Source organism: Citrobacter sp. KTE30 (assembly GCF_000398825.1).
In the GTDB taxonomy this organism is placed as follows: domain Bacteria; phylum Pseudomonadota; class Gammaproteobacteria; order Enterobacterales; family Enterobacteriaceae; genus Citrobacter; species Citrobacter freundii.
In genome coordinates, this window is the sequence record NZ_KB976055.1 from 3135153 (window position 1) to 3149965 (window position 14813).

General features: G+C 51.3%; 14 protein-coding genes. 7 read left to right on the plus strand and 7 right to left on the minus strand.

The window, feature by feature from the left end:
• Positions 1 to 172: 172 nt before the first annotated feature.
• Positions 173 to 1564: a phosphoglycerate transporter PgtP gene (pgtP, locus tag WC1_RS08090; protein ID WP_003839270.1), complete on the plus strand. Its 1392-nt coding sequence runs from the start codon at positions 173 to 175 to the stop codon at positions 1562 to 1564.
• A 106-nt stretch (positions 1565 to 1670) separates the two neighbouring features.
• Here pgtP and WC1_RS08085 read toward each other — a convergent pair whose 3' ends face one another.
• Positions 1671 to 1913 carry a YfdY family protein gene (locus WC1_RS08085; RefSeq protein WP_003028231.1) on the minus strand — a complete coding sequence of 81 codons (243 nt, stop codon included), beginning with the start codon at positions 1911 to 1913 and terminating at the stop codon, positions 1671 to 1673.
• Between the two features lie 440 nt (positions 1914 to 2353).
• Here WC1_RS08085 and lpxP point away from each other — a divergent pair, with 440 nt between their 5' ends.
• Complete coding sequence (gene lpxP / locus WC1_RS08080) at positions 2354 to 3274, plus strand: kdo(2)-lipid IV(A) palmitoleoyltransferase (protein ID WP_003845019.1); 921 nt, start codon at positions 2354 to 2356, stop codon at positions 3272 to 3274.
• Between the two features lie 41 nt (positions 3275 to 3315).
• Here the strand turns inward: lpxP and WC1_RS08075 are convergent, their stop codons facing one another.
• The gene (locus WC1_RS08075) at positions 3316 to 3933 is read right to left on the minus strand and encodes a lysozyme inhibitor LprI family protein (RefSeq protein ID WP_032948015.1); all 618 of its coding nucleotides are present in this window, start codon (positions 3931 to 3933) and stop codon (positions 3316 to 3318) included.
• Positions 3934 to 4276: 343 nt separating this feature from the next.
• On the opposite strand from WC1_RS08075, the gene ypdK reads away from it, so the two are divergent.
• Positions 4277 to 4348 carry a membrane protein YpdK gene (ypdK, locus tag WC1_RS24755; RefSeq protein ID WP_010723117.1) on the plus strand — a complete coding sequence of 24 codons (72 nt, stop codon included), beginning with the start codon at positions 4277 to 4279 and terminating at the stop codon, positions 4346 to 4348.
• 65 nt (positions 4349 to 4413) lie between these two features.
• Here the strand turns inward: ypdK and alaC are convergent, their stop codons facing one another.
• Complete coding sequence (gene alaC / locus WC1_RS08070) at positions 4414 to 5652, minus strand: alanine transaminase (RefSeq protein WP_003028236.1); 1239 nt, start codon at positions 5650 to 5652, stop codon at positions 4414 to 4416.
• 387 nt (positions 5653 to 6039) lie between these two features.
• Between alaC and WC1_RS08065 the strand changes: the two genes are divergently transcribed.
• The 3 genes from WC1_RS08065 to WC1_RS08055 are packed head-to-tail and all read left to right on the plus strand — an operon-like array spanning position 6040 to position 9365.
• Complete coding sequence (locus WC1_RS08065) at positions 6040 to 7737, plus strand: sensor histidine kinase (protein ID WP_003028239.1); 1698 nt, start codon at positions 6040 to 6042, stop codon at positions 7735 to 7737.
• A 14-nt stretch (positions 7738 to 7751) separates the two neighbouring features.
• The gene (gene ypdB / locus WC1_RS08060) at positions 7752 to 8486 is read left to right on the plus strand and encodes a two-component system response regulator YpdB (RefSeq protein ID WP_016150721.1); all 735 of its coding nucleotides are present in this window, start codon (positions 7752 to 7754) and stop codon (positions 8484 to 8486) included.
• A gap of 15 nt (positions 8487 to 8501) precedes the next feature.
• Positions 8502 to 9365 carry an AraC family transcriptional regulator gene (locus WC1_RS08055; RefSeq protein WP_016150722.1) on the plus strand — a complete coding sequence of 288 codons (864 nt, stop codon included), beginning with the start codon at positions 8502 to 8504 and terminating at the stop codon, positions 9363 to 9365.
• A 37-nt stretch (positions 9366 to 9402) separates the two neighbouring features.
• Here the strand turns inward: WC1_RS08055 and WC1_RS08050 are convergent, their stop codons facing one another.
• Complete coding sequence (locus tag WC1_RS08050; protein ID WP_003028244.1) at positions 9403 to 9786, minus strand: cupin domain-containing protein; 384 nt, start codon at positions 9784 to 9786, stop codon at positions 9403 to 9405.
• A gap of 154 nt (positions 9787 to 9940) precedes the next feature.
• Here WC1_RS08050 and WC1_RS23890 point away from each other — a divergent pair, with 154 nt between their 5' ends.
• The gene (locus WC1_RS23890; RefSeq protein WP_071524306.1) at positions 9941 to 10120 is read left to right on the plus strand and encodes a hypothetical protein; all 180 of its coding nucleotides are present in this window, start codon (positions 9941 to 9943) and stop codon (positions 10118 to 10120) included.
• A gap of 43 nt (positions 10121 to 10163) precedes the next feature.
• On the opposite strand, the gene ptsP is transcribed toward WC1_RS23890, so the two are convergent.
• From ptsP to ypdF, 3 genes are read right to left on the minus strand one after another with little or no spacing between them, the layout of a single operon-like run.
• Complete coding sequence (gene ptsP, locus WC1_RS08045; RefSeq protein ID WP_016150723.1) at positions 10164 to 12659, minus strand: phosphoenolpyruvate--protein phosphotransferase; 2496 nt, start codon at positions 12657 to 12659, stop codon at positions 10164 to 10166.
• 23 nt (positions 12660 to 12682) lie between these two features.
• Positions 12683 to 13723, minus strand: coding sequence for an aminopeptidase (gene ypdE, locus WC1_RS08040; protein ID WP_016150724.1), 1041 nt, complete (start codon positions 13721 to 13723; stop codon positions 12683 to 12685).
• Positions 13723 to 14808, minus strand: coding sequence for an aminopeptidase (gene ypdF, locus WC1_RS08035; RefSeq protein WP_016150725.1), 1086 nt, complete (start codon positions 14806 to 14808; stop codon positions 13723 to 13725). Before ypdF ends, ypdE begins: the two co-directional genes overlap by 1 nt.
• Between the last annotated feature and the right edge of the window lie 5 nt (positions 14809 to 14813).

Here is a 14813-nt window from a genome sequence, read left to right on the forward strand (position 1 = left end):
TAAAAGAATAGAATTGAAAATCCATTATTTAAAAAGAGTCAAAATCAGCCACGCAATCCACAAATTGTGTCAATAGTGACTCATTTCATCAACTTGAGTTTCTCTGCCGTCTATTTCACTCTTCACTGCGAAAAATCCTGATACTCACATCAATATAAATTTAGGTGATGATATGTTATCAATATTTAAAGCAGGGCCAGCGGCAAATAAAGTCCCGGCGGAGAAAGTCCAGGAAACGTATGGCCGATACCGCATTCAGGCATTACTCAGCGTATTTCTTGGCTATCTTGCGTACTATATTGTGCGCAATAACTTCACGCTCTCAACACCATACCTGAAGGAACATCTGGATCTCAGTGCCACACAAATTGGTCTACTCAGCAGCTGCATGCTTATTGCTTATGGGATCAGTAAAGGCATTATGAGCAGCCTGGCAGACAAGGCCAGCCCTAAGGTCTTTATGGCATGCGGCCTGATTCTGTGCGCCATTGTAAACGTCGGTTTAGGATTCAGTACCGGATTCTGGATTTTTGCCGCTCTGGTCGTTTTCAATGGTTTGTTCCAGGGTATGGGCGTTGGCCCTTCATTTATTACCATTGCCAACTGGTTTCCGCGTAAAGAACGTGGACGCGTTGGCGCATTCTGGAATATCTCTCACAATGTTGGCGGTGGTATTGTTGCCCCGATCGTGGGTGCCGCATTTGCCATTTTGGGGAGCGAGCACTGGCAAAGTGCTAGCTATATTGTTCCGGCCGGTGTGGCCGTCCTGTTCGCTTTTATTGTGCTAATGCTCGGGAAAGGTTCACCACGCCAGGAAGGCTTACCGGCTCTGGAACAAATGATGCCGGAAGAAAAAGTCGTATTAAATTCCCGACACACTGTCCAGGCGCCAGAAAATATGAGTGCCTTCCAGATCTTCTGCACCTATGTGCTGCGTAATAAGAATGCCTGGTATGTATCACTGGTAGATGTCTTCGTCTATATGGTGCGTTTTGGCATGATTAGCTGGTTGCCTATTTATCTGTTAACCGAAAAACATTTTTCGAAAGAGCAAATGAGCATCGCTTTTCTGTTTTTTGAATGGGCGGCAATCCCTTCCACATTACTGGCGGGTTGGCTTACCGATAAACTGTTTAAAGGCCGTCGCATGCCGCTGGCCATGATTTGTATGGCGCTGATTTTCGTCTGTTTGATCGGCTACTGGAAAAGTGAATCCCTGCTGATGGTCACTATTTTTGCCGCCATTGTGGGTTGCCTGATCTATGTTCCACAGTTCCTCGCTTCTGTTCAGACGATGGAAATCGTCCCCAGCTTCGCAGTGGGGTCAGCGGTAGGTTTACGCGGATTTATGAGCTACATTTTTGGCGCGTCGCTGGGAACCAGCCTGTTTGGCGTAATGGTCGACAAAATGGGATGGCATGGCGGATTCTATCTGTTGATGGGTGGGATTGTCTGCTGCATCCTGTTTTGCTACCTCTCTCATCGTGGCGCGCTGGAGCTCGAACAGCAGCGAAAAAATGCTCAGCAAGAGGAAGCCTCACTCCAGTTGGCGGATGCCCGGTAATTCATTTCGCTCTCACAAAAAAGTGCCAGCGATGCTGGCACTTCAATAACTCAGATAAATAAAAAAGCTCAACGTGATAATTTATTGCTAAACGTAACATTCCAAATTATTGCTTACCGTAACCCACCATAAAGCGAATAATCAAACCGCAAGCAGGAGCAAGAAACAGGAATAACCCGGTTACCATTTCGTTACCATTGGTCAATCGCATAGTAAAAAAGTAAATTAATGCCGTAAGGATGGCCATGCCGAGAAAAGCGCTGATTGACGCCGCAGCGCCCATAACCTGCCAGATATAGCAACTGACGCACAAAATGCTCAGAGCGAGAAAGATCCAGAAATAGAGCATAGCGATACCTCCTGTTTGCCGTAAACTTAACGTAAGTCCTTACACTCCCTTAACTTTATATTCTAAGACAATTCCTATCCTCGTGCAATTTCAGCAACATCTTAGTTACAAAAATCCTTCACCTGCATACTATTACTCTCTCGGGCAGACATTTATTTAATCTGCATAAAAACAACGGATTATATATAGGTTAATTTTTGTTCTTAATCGCCTTAAAAACATTTACGAATCTTGAGTAATTATTTCTGGCTGACATTAATTTTCGGGTGTACATTGTGCGTCCGATCATTCATGCCCCCTCGTGGTTTTGTCCTGACTCAGTTTTACACTCTTTACAGGAACCAATGTCGTTCATGGCGGCCTAACGATCAGTACAGAGTGTAAAGCGAAAGACAAAGAATCTTCGCGATACATCTATTTCGTATCAACAACAGGTGCTTATGTTCCCCCAATGTAAATTTTCACGCGCGTTTTTGCATCCGCGCTACTGGCTCACGTGGTTTGGTGTTGGAGTGCTCTGGTTACTGGTACAGCTTCCCTATCCCGTATTGTGTTTTCTTGGTACCCGTACAGGAACGCTGGCTCGTCCATTTTTAAAACGCCGTGAATCTATTGCACGTAAAAATCTCGAACTCTGTTTCCCAAATTTGTCGCAGGAAGAAAGAGACAAACTGGTCGATGAGAATTTCCGTTCACTCGGCATGGGGCTACTTGAAACAGGTATGGCCTGGTTCTGGCCGGACCGTCGGGTGCGTAAATGGTTTGATGTAGAAGGACTGGACAACCTGAAGCGCGCCCAGTTGCAAAATCGTGGCGTGATGGTTGTCGGCGTACACTTTATGTCGCTTGAGTTGGGTGGCCGCGTAATGGGGCTTTGTCAGCCAATGATGGCGACCTATCGCCCGCACAACAATAAGTTGATGGAGTGGATCCAAACCCGTGGTCGTATGCGCTCCAACAAGGCGATGATCGGCAGAAATAATCTGCGTGGTATTGTCGGCGCTCTCAAAAAAGGAGAAGCCGTATGGTTTGCCCCCGATCAGGACTACGGTCGTAAAGGAAGCTCGTTTGCCCCCTTCTTTGCCGTCAAAGATGTGGCAACCACCAACGGTACTTATGTGCTGTCGCGTTTGTCGGGTGCAGCGATGCTGACCGTAACCATGGTGAGAAAAGCAGATAACTCAGGTTATCGCCTGTTCATCACGCCTGAAATGGAAGGTTACCCGGCTGATGAGTGCCAGGCAGCGGCCTATATGAATAAAATTATCGAAAAAGAGATCATGCGCGCCCCCGAGCAGTATCTCTGGATCCACCGTCGCTTCAAAACGCGCCCGATGGGTGAAGCCTCGTTGTATATCTGAAAAGAAAGGCCGCAAGGCCTTTCTTTTTTTCTACGGCTGAATTACTTCACGCCCCATTTATTGTGGAGTTCAGTCATTCGTTCGTTATAGCTTCGGGCAATGCAGGCTGGCTCATCATCCTTCTCCTTCCAGCACTCGTTGCGTCCTTTGATCCAACCGCGCTGCTCTGCTTTTAACATCGGATCATTCTTCGATTTAGCCAGTGCCTGTTTAAAAATTTCGTTCAATTTCAGATCCATTGCAGAGAGCGATGGGCTCTGGCAAATAATATCTTCCGCACTTCCCTTTTGAACAGCAGAGCAGGAGTAAGACGGACCAGCGTTGGTCGATTTTTTCGCTGGAGAATAATCAATATTATCCTCCGGCAGGCAAACCCCGTGCTTACGATTAGGTCCAGTCCAGGATACGTCCGGATTTCCGTCATCTTTGCGGGAGATAGAAACGGTATTTTTACCACTTGTCGCCTCCCAATAGTTTTTATTGAAAGCCTTCACCGTCGCCTTCGCGCCATCGATCCAGACATTGCCTTTACCATCACTATTCACACCACCAATACTTGCGCAGCTGAAATTGAACGCCAGCGGCGAGGCCGCCATCGACGTCAACGGCGTAAGAGCGAGTGCTAACATCATTAACCTGGTCATTTTTAACCTTTTCATTATTAAATTCCGCGAAAAATTAACCGCATTAACATCATGGCGATATGAGAACTATCCGAGTAAGCATTCCGTCGCTCAATAGCAATTTATTACCGAAAGAAATTAAACTGTCGCCGAATCACGACACTTGTAAGTTATTAAAATTAAATAAAAAAATGCCTCTTGTCTCACCTCATTTTTAGGCGTACATTAGCGCCGTCTGGAGCATTAAAGCTCAGAATTCTGAGGTGATGCAGCCAAGTAAACGAGGGGAATTCTCCATTTCGTTTATGCGTGCATCAGCTCTCTGTCAGGTAAGCATATGTTCATTTAGACATACCCAAGGTATGCGGAGAGATGAAAAGTGAAATATTTCTTTATGGGCATTTCTTTTATGGTCATCGTTTGGGCCGGTACTTTCGCCCTGATGATCTAAATTAAAAGACGCAGCAAAAAACAGGAGCCATAAGGCTCCTGTTTGCATTTTGGGGGAACATTCGGTCAGTCGGTACTTTCAGAAGTCGATTTTGCACTGGTCGGTAACAGGCCATCTGCGCGGAACATTGCTTTGATACCGCGAATAGCCTGGCGGGTACGGTCACGGTTTTCAATCAACGCAAAACGCACATGCGTATCACCATAATCACCAAACCCAATCCCCGGTGAAACGCATACCTTCGCTTCGTTCAGCAGTTTCTTGGCAAACTCAAGTGACCCCATCCCGGCGTATTGCTCTGGAATTTTCGCCCAAACGTACATCGAGGCTTTTGGCACCTCGACCATCCAGCCAGCTTCATGCAGCCCTTTGACCAGCACATCACGACGACGTTTATATTGCTCTGCAATATCTCGCACGCACTGCTGATCGCCTTCCAGCGCGGCGATGGCCGCAACCTGTAACGGTGTAAAGGTTCCGTAATCGTGATAGCTCTTAATTCGCGCCAGCGCGTTTACCAACGTTTTATTGCCCACCATAAAACCGATACGCCAGCCCGCCATGTTGTAGCTTTTCGACAGGGTGAAAAATTCAACTGCGACATCGCGAGCGCCCGGTACCTGCATTATCGATGGCGCTTTCCAGCCGTCATAAACAATATCAGCGTAGGCCAGGTCGTGAACCACCAGCACGTCATAGCGTTTAGCCAGAGCCACAACTTTTTCGAAGAACTCCAGCTCAACGCATTGTGCCGTCGGGTTCGACGGGAAACCTAAGATCATCATCTTCGGTTTCGGATAGCTTTCGCGAATCGCGCGCTCCAGCTCATTAAAGAAATCGACGCCTTCGACCAGCGGCACAGATCGTACCTGCGCGCCGGCAATCACCGCGCCATAAATATGGATGGGATAACTTGGGTTGGGTACGAGGACCGTATCACCGTGATCGAGCGTTGCCAGCATCAGGTGCGCAAGTCCCTCTTTGGAACCGATGGTCACAATGGCTTCGGATTCAGGATCGATCTCAACGTCATAGCGTTCCTGGTACCAGCGGGAAATCGCCCGACGCAGACGCGGAATACCGCGAGAGGTGGAATAACCGTGCGTATCCGGGCGCTGAGCCACGGTACACAGTTTTTCAACAATGTGAGGAGGCGTGGCCCCATCCGGGTTCCCCATGCTGAAGTCGATAATATCTTCGCCGCGCCGACGCGCAGCCATCTTCAGTTCAGCCGTGATGTTAAAAACGTACGGGGGAAGGCGATCAATACGCGTAAAGCGACGTTCAGGGCGGGAGTCAGCCATAATATCCTCAGATTAACGTTAGCGCCCGGACCGTCCGAGCGACGCTGCCACGATGGTGGCACGTTTAGAAAATAGCCTGAATAATTTCCTTCTGTCGAGAGGCAAAACAAAATATTTTTTCCTGACAAAAAAGAGGAACAACATAGTAAAATGAGGAAATATTCATTTTCACAATCCGCTTAAAATTACCATCATTTAACATTTTGTTGTTAAATACATTACCTTGAATGCAGCGCTGACAGGACAGGTATTGTAAATACAACAATCATGCAACAATCCCCTTTTAATGTTATGGTTTTTCCTCATTAGGCACAGGCTGCGTGGGTGCTGGTCATCCTGGCCCAGGTTACCTATCATAGAGGTTTAACCCTTGCGCAAGAGTCACCCGTGCACGAAATATTCAATATGCTGCTGGCGGTATTTGACCGGGCAGCACTGATGCTGTTCTGTCTGTTTTTCCTGATTCGTATCCGCCTGTTCCGCGAACTGTTGCACAAATCAGCCCACTCCCCAAAAGAGCTGCTCGCCGTTACCGCGATTTTCTCAATGTTTGCCCTGTTCAGTACCTGGTCCGGCGTACCGGTTGAAGGCTCACTGGTTAACGTGCGTATTATCGCGGTCATGTCAGGGGGGATTCTGTTTGGTCCGTGGGTCGGTATCATTACGGGCCTCATCGCAGGTACCCACCGCTATCTTATCGACATCGGCGGCGTCACCGCCCTGCCCTGTTTTATCACCAGTATTCTGGCAGGCTGTATTGCCGGGTGGATCAACCGTAAGATCCCTAAAGCACAGCACTGGCGAGCGGGCATTTTAGGCGGAATGCTGTGCGAATCCCTGACGATGATCCTCGTCGTCGTCTGGGCCCCCTCTACCGCACTGGGGCTGGATATTGTCTCAAAAATCGGTATCCCAATGATCCTGGGCAGCGTCTGCATTGGCTTTATCGTCATGCTAGTGCAAAGCGTGGAGGGTGAGAAAGAGGCCAGCGCTGCGAAGCAGGCTAAGCTGGCGCTGGATATTGCCAACAAAACCTTGCCGCTTTTTCGGCAGGTTAACAGCGAGTCGCTCCGCCAGGTATGCGAAATTATTCGCCATGACATCCATGCGGACGCCGTCGCAATTACCAATACCCAGCACGTTCTGGCCTACGTTGGCGTGGGGGAACTTAACTACCGTGATAACGATGATTTCGTCAGTCCTACCACGCAGCAGGCGATCAATTACGGAAAAATCATCATTAAAAACAATGATGAAGCGCATCGCACACCGGAAATACACTCCATGCTGGTGATCCCGCTGTGGGAGAAAGGTGTTGTCACCGGTACGCTAAAAATCTACTACTGTCACGCCCACCAGATAACCTCCTCGCTGCAGGAAATGGCTATTGGTCTGTCGCAAATTATCTCGACTCAGCTTGAAGTTTCCCGAGCGGAACAGCTACGCGAAATGGCAAATAAGGCAGAGCTACGCGCACTACAAAGTAAAATAAATCCTCATTTCCTGTTTAACGCCCTGAACGCGATTTCATCCTCGGTACGACTTAACCCGGACACCGCACGCCAGCTCATTTTTAATTTGTCGCGTTATCTTCGCTACAATATCGAATTAAAAGACGATGAGCAGATCGATATCAAAAAAGAGCTGTATCAAATCAAGGATTACATCGCCATCGAACAAGCGCGTTTTGGCGACAAACTAACGGTTATTTATGATATCGATGAAGAGGTAAGCTGTTATATTCCCAGCCTGCTGATTCAGCCGCTGGTAGAAAACGCTATCGTCCATGGGATTCAGCCCTGCAAAGGGAAAGGTGTGGTCACCATCAGCGTGGCGGAGTGTGGTAACCGGGTACGGATAGCCGTGCGGGATACGGGCCACGGTATCGATCCAAAAGTGATTGAACGGGTCGAATCCAATGAAATGCCGGGCAATAAAATTGGTCTGTTGAATGTGCACCATCGCGTTAAGCTGCTCTACGGTGAGGGATTACATATCCGCCGTCTGGAGCCAGGCACTGAGATTGCCTTTTATGTACCGAATCAGCATTCGCCCGCAGCCGCACCGGCCACATTGTTGCTTTAACCAGGAGTGAAGTCGTGAAAGTCATCATTGTTGAAGATGAATTCCTGGCCCAACAGGAACTGAGCTGGCTGATAAAAGAGCACAGCCAGATGGAGATTGTCGGCACGTTTGACGATGGTCTGGACGTGCTGAAATATCTCCAGCACAACCGCGTTGACGCCATTTTTCTGGATATTAATATTCCCTCGCTGGACGGCGTATTGCTGGCACAAAATATCAGCCAGTTCGCGCATAAACCCTTTATTGTGTTTATTACCGCGTGGAAAGAACACGCCGTTGAAGCCTTCGAACTGGAAGCTTTTGACTACATTCTGAAGCCGTACCAGGAATCACGCATTGTCAGCATGCTGCAAAAGCTGGAAGCCGCCTGGCAACAGCAGCAAACTGGAACTTCGCCCGCCAGTCCGGTGGCCCGCGAAAACGATACGATCAACCTGCTCAAAGATGAGCGGATCATCGTGACCCCGATCAACGACATCTACTACGCAGAAGCCCATGAAAAGATGACGTTTGTCTACACCCGGCGCGAATCGTACGTGATGCCGATGAACATCACCGAATTTTGCAGCAAACTGCCGGCTTCGCATTTCTTCCGCTGCCACCGCTCGTTCTGTGTGAATCTGAATAAAATCCGCGAGATCGAACCCTGGTTTAACAATACCTATATTTTGCGCTTAAAAGATCTGGAATTTGAAATCCCGGTTAGTCGGAGTAAAGTGAAAGAGTTCAGACAGTTAATGCACTTATAGCGCAGAGAAAGAGCGATGAAAGAGCCAGGCCTTCCCGCAGACCAACAGTTTTTCGCCGATCTGTTCAGTGGCCTGGTGTTAAACCCACAGCGTCTGGGGCACGTGTGGTTCGCAACCCAGCCCACCACGTTACCGACCGGCAGTTTATGTATTGATCTTCCGCGCCTTGATATCGTGCTACGTGGGGAATACAGCAACCAACTGCAAAAACAGCAGCATAGCCTGGCAGAAGGCGACATGCTGTTTATCCCGGCGAAAGCGGCCAATCTGCCCGGCGGCGACAAACCCGTGATGCTGCTGAGCCTGGTTTTTTCTCCGGCATGGCTGGGACTCTCTTTTTACGATAATCGAACCGCATCGCTGCTTCGTCCGGTACGCCGTATTGAGTTACCCCATCCACAGCGCGGCGAAGGCGAGGCGATGCTCACCGCATTGACGCATTTAAGCCGCTCTCCTCTGGCCCAGGATATCATTCAGCCGTTGGTGCTTAGTCTGCTGCATCTGTGTCGTAGCGTGGTGAATACCCGCCCAGACACAGAGCGCCCACGCGCTGAATTTCTCTATCATAGTATGTGTAATTGGATACAAGATAACTATGCCCAGCCGCTGACTCGCGAAAGCGTGGCGCAGTTTTTTAATATCACACCCAATCACCTGTCAAAAGTGTTTGCCCAGCACGGCACTATGGGGTTCGTCGAGTATCTGCGGTGGGTAAGAATGGCGAAGGCGCGCATTATCTTGCAGAAATACCATCTGTCGATTAGCGAAGTCGCACAGCGGTGTGGATACCATGACAGTGATTATTTCTGCCGCCTGTTCCGGCGTCAGTTTGGCCTGACGCCGGGAGAGTACGGCGCGCGTTTTCAGTCAGCGCGTTGATTATATCAACACCTGCCAGGGCCGCCGCATCTTTGCTTTATGGTGAGTCGTTACAGCCGATGTCTGTGTGTTTAGCCCAATTGACCATTCCCTGGAAATCAACAATCACCACGGATTCATCGCCAACCACCCAGGCATCATGGCCTGGAGGAATGCGCGACAGCTCACCGGGCTTACAATCAAATTCGCTGCCATCATCCATTTTTACCCGCAGCACACCGGAAACGTGGTACTGAAAATGAGGGGCTTCGCAACTCTTCGTTCCAGCGATAGGTTGAACTGACGTAGACCACCGCCAGCCTGGCTCCAGGACAGCACGGCCGACGATTGCACCTCCCACATCGAGAAGCTCCAGTCGCCCGTGAGGGAACTCACGAACTTCGTCTGGAAGACCAAATGACTTCACTTCTGCTTTGTCCATTGCGCACCTCCTTAGGTTGATTACGCGCATGGCCGCTCTTAAATTATATCAGCAGCGGTCATTTATTGTACGATTCGTAATCTCAGCCAGGATCGTTGTAAAATAACGGCCTTTAGCTAAACCCTGCAGGCTTACTCAATAAAGTGAATATACGATGAAGAACAGACGTGCACTCTCCCTGATGTGTTTTCAGATGCTGGAATCAGGTGCGGATCGTCGGACCGTGAAAAGAGCCCTGACCTCCCGCCGTGTTAAAGGTCGCCAGGCGGTAGTTCTGCTCTGCAAACAAGAGATGACGTTGTTGAGGGCCGGGAAACTACCGTTCTCTGATTGATAATTTCCCTTTCTGCCCCTCTTATCCACTCTTGCTGTCAAACTTAAAACGTCAGTTCTGCCTCCAGCAGCTCAAGAATGCTCTCAGCATTTTCAGCGGCAAACAACGACTGGCGGAACTGCTTGTTCACCAGCTTGCGCGCCAGCTGCGAGAAGACCTTCACGTGGTTTATGCCTTCATCAGCACCCAGCGTCAGCATGATCACCAGTTCCACATCACCCATATCAGACTGCCAGTCAACGGGCTGCAGAAGCCGGGCAATGCTGATGCTGGAATGGCGGATCCACTGGGATTTCGTGTGCGGAATAGCCACGCCGAAGCCGACGGCGGTGGTGACGATCTCTTCGCGCTGCCAGACATCCTCTTCCAGTTCAAACGGATGTTCAGTCCGTCCATTAACGCCAAGATTGCCGCACAGGAACTGGATCACCTGCTCTTTGTTACTCAGAGATTCGCCGACAAAGATGTTCTCCAGCGCCAGCAGCGGACGCACATCTTTCTGCGGTGCAAACTGGTTTAGCAGATCTTCTATCTCCTGAGCGCTACGGCATTCGCAGGCCTGCATGGCGAGCTCACGACATGCCCGACCGTCCAGTTGACGAAGCTGGCTTTTTACCGCCGGAATACGTGGGCTGCTCATGCTCAGCTCGTCCAGCCCGAGGCCCAGAAGCAGCGGTAAATAACGTCCTTCACCGCCCAGTTCGCCGCAAATACCCACCCATTTACCGCGTTCGTGCGCCACGCGAACAATCTGCTGTAACATGCGCAGGAACGACGGCGTAATCGGGTTGTACAGCGGCGAAACGCGCGGGTTATTGCGATCAACGGCGTACAAGTACTGGGTCATGTCATTTGAGCCAATACTGAAGAAATCCACCTCATCACAGAAATGGTCGATGATGTAACACACCGAAGGGACTTCAACCATAATCCCCAATGAGATTGTCGGAGCATGACGTAAGCCGTCCGCTTTCAGCGCCACCAACGCTTTTTGCAGTTCGCTTTTTACCCATAAAATCTGGTCGAGGCTGTGCACCATCGGGATCATCAGTTGCGCATTGCCGAAGGTCGCCGCCCGTAAAATCGCGCGCAACTGAGTGCGAAAAAGCCCGGCAAACTCCGGATAAATCCGCACCGCGCGATAGCCCAGGAACGGATTCTCTTCCTGCGGAATATTAAGATAGCGGATGTTCTTATCGCCGCCGATATCCATGGTGCGAAAGATAACCGGCTTGTCGCCCGCGGCCAGTAAGACCTGCTGGTAGGCTTCAAACTGTTCTTGCTCATCAGGTGCGCTGTCGCGGTCCATAAACAGCATTTCAGTACGAAACAGCCCAATCCCTTCCGCACCATTGGCAAACGCTCCCGGCGCTTCCAGCGCGGTACCGATATTCGCTGCAACGTCAATACGCTGATGATCTTTGGTCAACGCAGGCTGGGCGGCATCAAGCGCCTGCCGCCGCTGGCATTCATCGGCCAGCTTCTGCGCAATCGCGTAATAGCCGCGAACGGCATCGTCTGGATTGATGGCTAATACCCCACATCGGGCATCCAGTACCGCATGCTGCCCGGAATACCGGTTAATGGCCGCCAGCGGCAAGCCGCTAAGTACCGGAATAGCTGACGCACGGGCAAGGATCAAGGTATGTGAAGTGCGCCCCGTTTTCTCCAGGATCATGCCAGACAGATGCTGCAAATCGAGGCTTAAAAACTGGCTGGGCGTCAAATCCTCAGCAACCAGAATCGTCGGTTTATTCAGCACCAGCGCATTACGCGGTCGTCTTTCAGGCCAGGTGATGTGCAGCAACTGTTCGCTGATATCACGGATATCACTGACGCGTTCGCGCAGGTAATCACTACCGGAGGCCGACAGCTTGTCGCACACCAGCTCCATATTGGCAATGATTGCCGCCCCTAGCCCCAGATGTTGCTCCAGCATTAAGCGGCGAATATTCCCGGCAAACTCGTCATCCTGAATCAGAGACAGATGCGCGCTAAGGATGGTTTTACTCTCGCCGTCGCGCTCGCGCAGCTGCTGATTGAGCTGTTCGGCAAGCGTCGCCAGACTATGCTCCAGCCGGGTATTGTCTTCCGCACTCGCCGCAATCGCACGATAACTTTCCAGGTTATCACTCTGCCAAAGCGTGAGCGTACCTGCTCCCACGCCCCCTGCCAGCACGCTGCCGTACAGCAGGTCCGGGTTGAGGCGAATCAGCGAACGCGGCAACGGGTGCGCCGCCAGTTCCGCCGGGGTCGGCTGAACGCTATCGCTGTCAATAAACCGGTGCTGCAGGTACTCCTCCAGCGCTCGCCGGGCCTGTTCTTCATCGCGACCAGTAATGGTCAGGCTGCAACTGTCGTTAAACAGCGTTCCGGTACCTATCAGCGCCAGCGAGCTTTTCGCATCCGCCCGCGCATTCTGGCGATGATTAATAAATACCACCTCACTTTGCCACTGGCTGCACTGTTCTTTCAGCTCCCACGCCGGACGCGCATGCAGACCATTGGGTAACGGGCAAAGAAATTGAATCGTTAGCATAACAACTCCTGATTAGCGCGAAATCAGCACCTGAAATCCGTCAGATGAGCCACGGTTTCGCACGTAAGATGTGAAATAAGAGCCGACAACAGCTGCTGCGTCTGGATGATGTCCCGGCAGTCGGCAATCGACGCCGCGCAATGTCCATACCGTGTGGCAGGTCCCATGACAACCGTTGGGATCCCTGTGCCGCTTACGTGCACCGCCCCGCCGTCGGTGCCGCCGTTACTGAACATATCGAGCTGCAGGGAAATACCCGCGTCAGCGGCCACGCTTTCAACCCACACCGTCAGCTTTGGCGGTGCAATCAGCGATTTATCGCTCAGCACCAGCATCGGACCTTTGCCGAGCTGCCGATGGTTGGCCACACTGTAATCAAAGTTTTTGGCCCAGCAGGCGGTATCCAGCACAAATGCCACATCCGGTGCGACAACGCGTGCAGCCGTTTGTCCTCCGCGCAGTCCCACTTCTTCACTGGAACTGGCCACCAGCCAGACCTCGCAAGGAAGGATGGCGTTATGCCATTCACGCAGTAGCGCCACCAGCAAATAACATCCAAGACGGTCATCAAAGGCTTTGCCCATGATTCGCTGGTGCGGCAAGACCTGAAAGGTTGTGTCGAATGTGACGCGATCGCCGGGGCGTACGCCGGCCTGGAGTACCTCATCATAAGATCGCGCGCCAATATCTACCCGCAGCGTATTGACCTCATTACCGCAGCGCTCTCCGTCGAGCAGACCGGGAATTTTGCTCTCTTCACGGGTGGTGATCCGCACCGGCTGCAGTTGTCTGGCCGCCATACGCACATTTCCCACCGGCAATACATCGATCGCCCCTTCGCTGGAAATACTACGCACGATAAATCCCACTTCATCCATATGCGCGCAGATCATCACCTTCGGACCGGTTGATTCATTGAGACGGATCAGCACCGATCCCAGACCATCGAAGCGCACCTCTTTATTAAGACGATCCGCCTCCTCAAGCAGGATCTGCCGCACTTCCTGTTCTGACGAGGCGATCGCGTCCGCCTCGCTCAGCGCCTTTAGTAACGATAAATCCATTACGCCTCTCCCGTGTGTAGCAATGTTTTCGCCATGGTATAGAGCACCTCGCCGCCGTCAGGCGTAACCAGCACAACATCTTCAATACGCACACCCCCCTGCCCCGGCAGATAAATACCCGGCTCAACGGTGAGCAGCATGCCAGCGACCAGAGGTGTTGTGTCGTCGGAGGAAAAACGTGGGTTTTCATGCACTTCAATGCCGATAGCATGTCCGGTGTTGTGACCAAATGCATCGCCATAGCCCGCCTGGGTAATGACCCGCCTGGCTGCGGCGTCTACCTCATTGCATCGCGCACCTGGTCGAATTGCCGCCACCGCGGCACGCTGCGCCGCAAGGACAATCTGGTACACGGCAAACAGCGCGCTTTCTTCCGCTGGCTGGTTCGCATCGGGGATGCGAAAGGTTCGCGTCATATCCGAACAATAACCCTGATACAGCGCGCCAAAATCCAGCGTGATGAACTCACCCGCCTCAACATGTTTGTCGCTGGCTTTGCCGTGTGGCAGCGCACCGCGCCAGCCGCTGGCGACAATGGTGTCAAAAGAAGGTTTATCTGCGCCGAGCGTGCGCATAAACCACTCCAGTTCAGCGGCAATTTCGCGCTCACTGAGACCGGGTTGAATAAAGCGTCGTATATGTTCCGCGCTGAGGTCAGCTATCCGGCAGGCTTCGCGGATGCAGGCTATTTCCTGCGCCGTTTTCACCTGCCGGAGCACATCCGGTACGGCGCTCACCAGTCGGGCGCGCAGTTTTTCCGACCACGCGTTCGCCGTTTCCCAGCTTACTTGCTCACCTTCGAATCCCACCGCCTGCAGCTTTTCGTGTGCAATAATGTGATTCACCTGCGAATACAGCGTCTGCGTTCCATCGAGCCGATGGATCTGATAACCCTGAGTACGCGTGGCAACATCGGTGTAGTAACGGGCATCAACCAGGATATGCGCACTTTCATGGCTGATAAACACAAACCCTGAACTGCTGGAGATCCCCATATGCGGCTGTTTGTTCTGCCGTGATGACAACAGCATCGCGTCGAGATGTTGCGTCGTTAACCAGTCGCGCAGTGAAGCAAGTAAGCTCATAGTTA

Coding starts and splice junctions, on each gene's coding strand:
- pgtP (WP_003839270.1), top strand. CDS start 173: ATGTTATCAATATTTAAAGCAGGGCCAGCGGCAAATAAAGTCCCGGCG.
- WC1_RS08085 (WP_003028231.1), bottom strand. CDS start 1,913: ATGCTCTATTTCTGGATCTTTCTCGCTCTGAGCATTTTGTGCGTCAGT.
- lpxP (WP_003845019.1), top strand. CDS start 2,354: ATGTTCCCCCAATGTAAATTTTCACGCGCGTTTTTGCATCCGCGCTAC.
- WC1_RS08075 (WP_032948015.1), bottom strand. CDS start 3,933: ATGAAAAGGTTAAAAATGACCAGGTTAATGATGTTAGCACTCGCTCTT.
- alaC (WP_003028236.1), bottom strand. CDS start 5,652: ATGGCTGACTCCCGCCCTGAACGTCGCTTTACGCGTATTGATCGCCTT.
- WC1_RS08055 (WP_016150722.1), top strand. CDS start 8,502: ATGAAAGAGCCAGGCCTTCCCGCAGACCAACAGTTTTTCGCCGATCTG.
- WC1_RS08050 (WP_003028244.1), bottom strand. CDS start 9,786: ATGGACAAAGCAGAAGTGAAGTCATTTGGTCTTCCAGACGAAGTTCGT.
- WC1_RS23890 (WP_071524306.1), top strand. CDS start 9,941: ATGAAGAACAGACGTGCACTCTCCCTGATGTGTTTTCAGATGCTGGAA.
- ptsP (WP_016150723.1), bottom strand. CDS start 12,659: ATGCTAACGATTCAATTTCTTTGCCCGTTACCCAATGGTCTGCATGCG.
- ypdE (WP_016150724.1), bottom strand. CDS start 13,723: ATGGATTTATCGTTACTAAAGGCGCTGAGCGAGGCGGACGCGATCGCC.
- ypdF (WP_016150725.1), bottom strand. CDS start 14,808: ATGAGCTTACTTGCTTCACTGCGCGACTGGTTAACGACGCAACATCTC.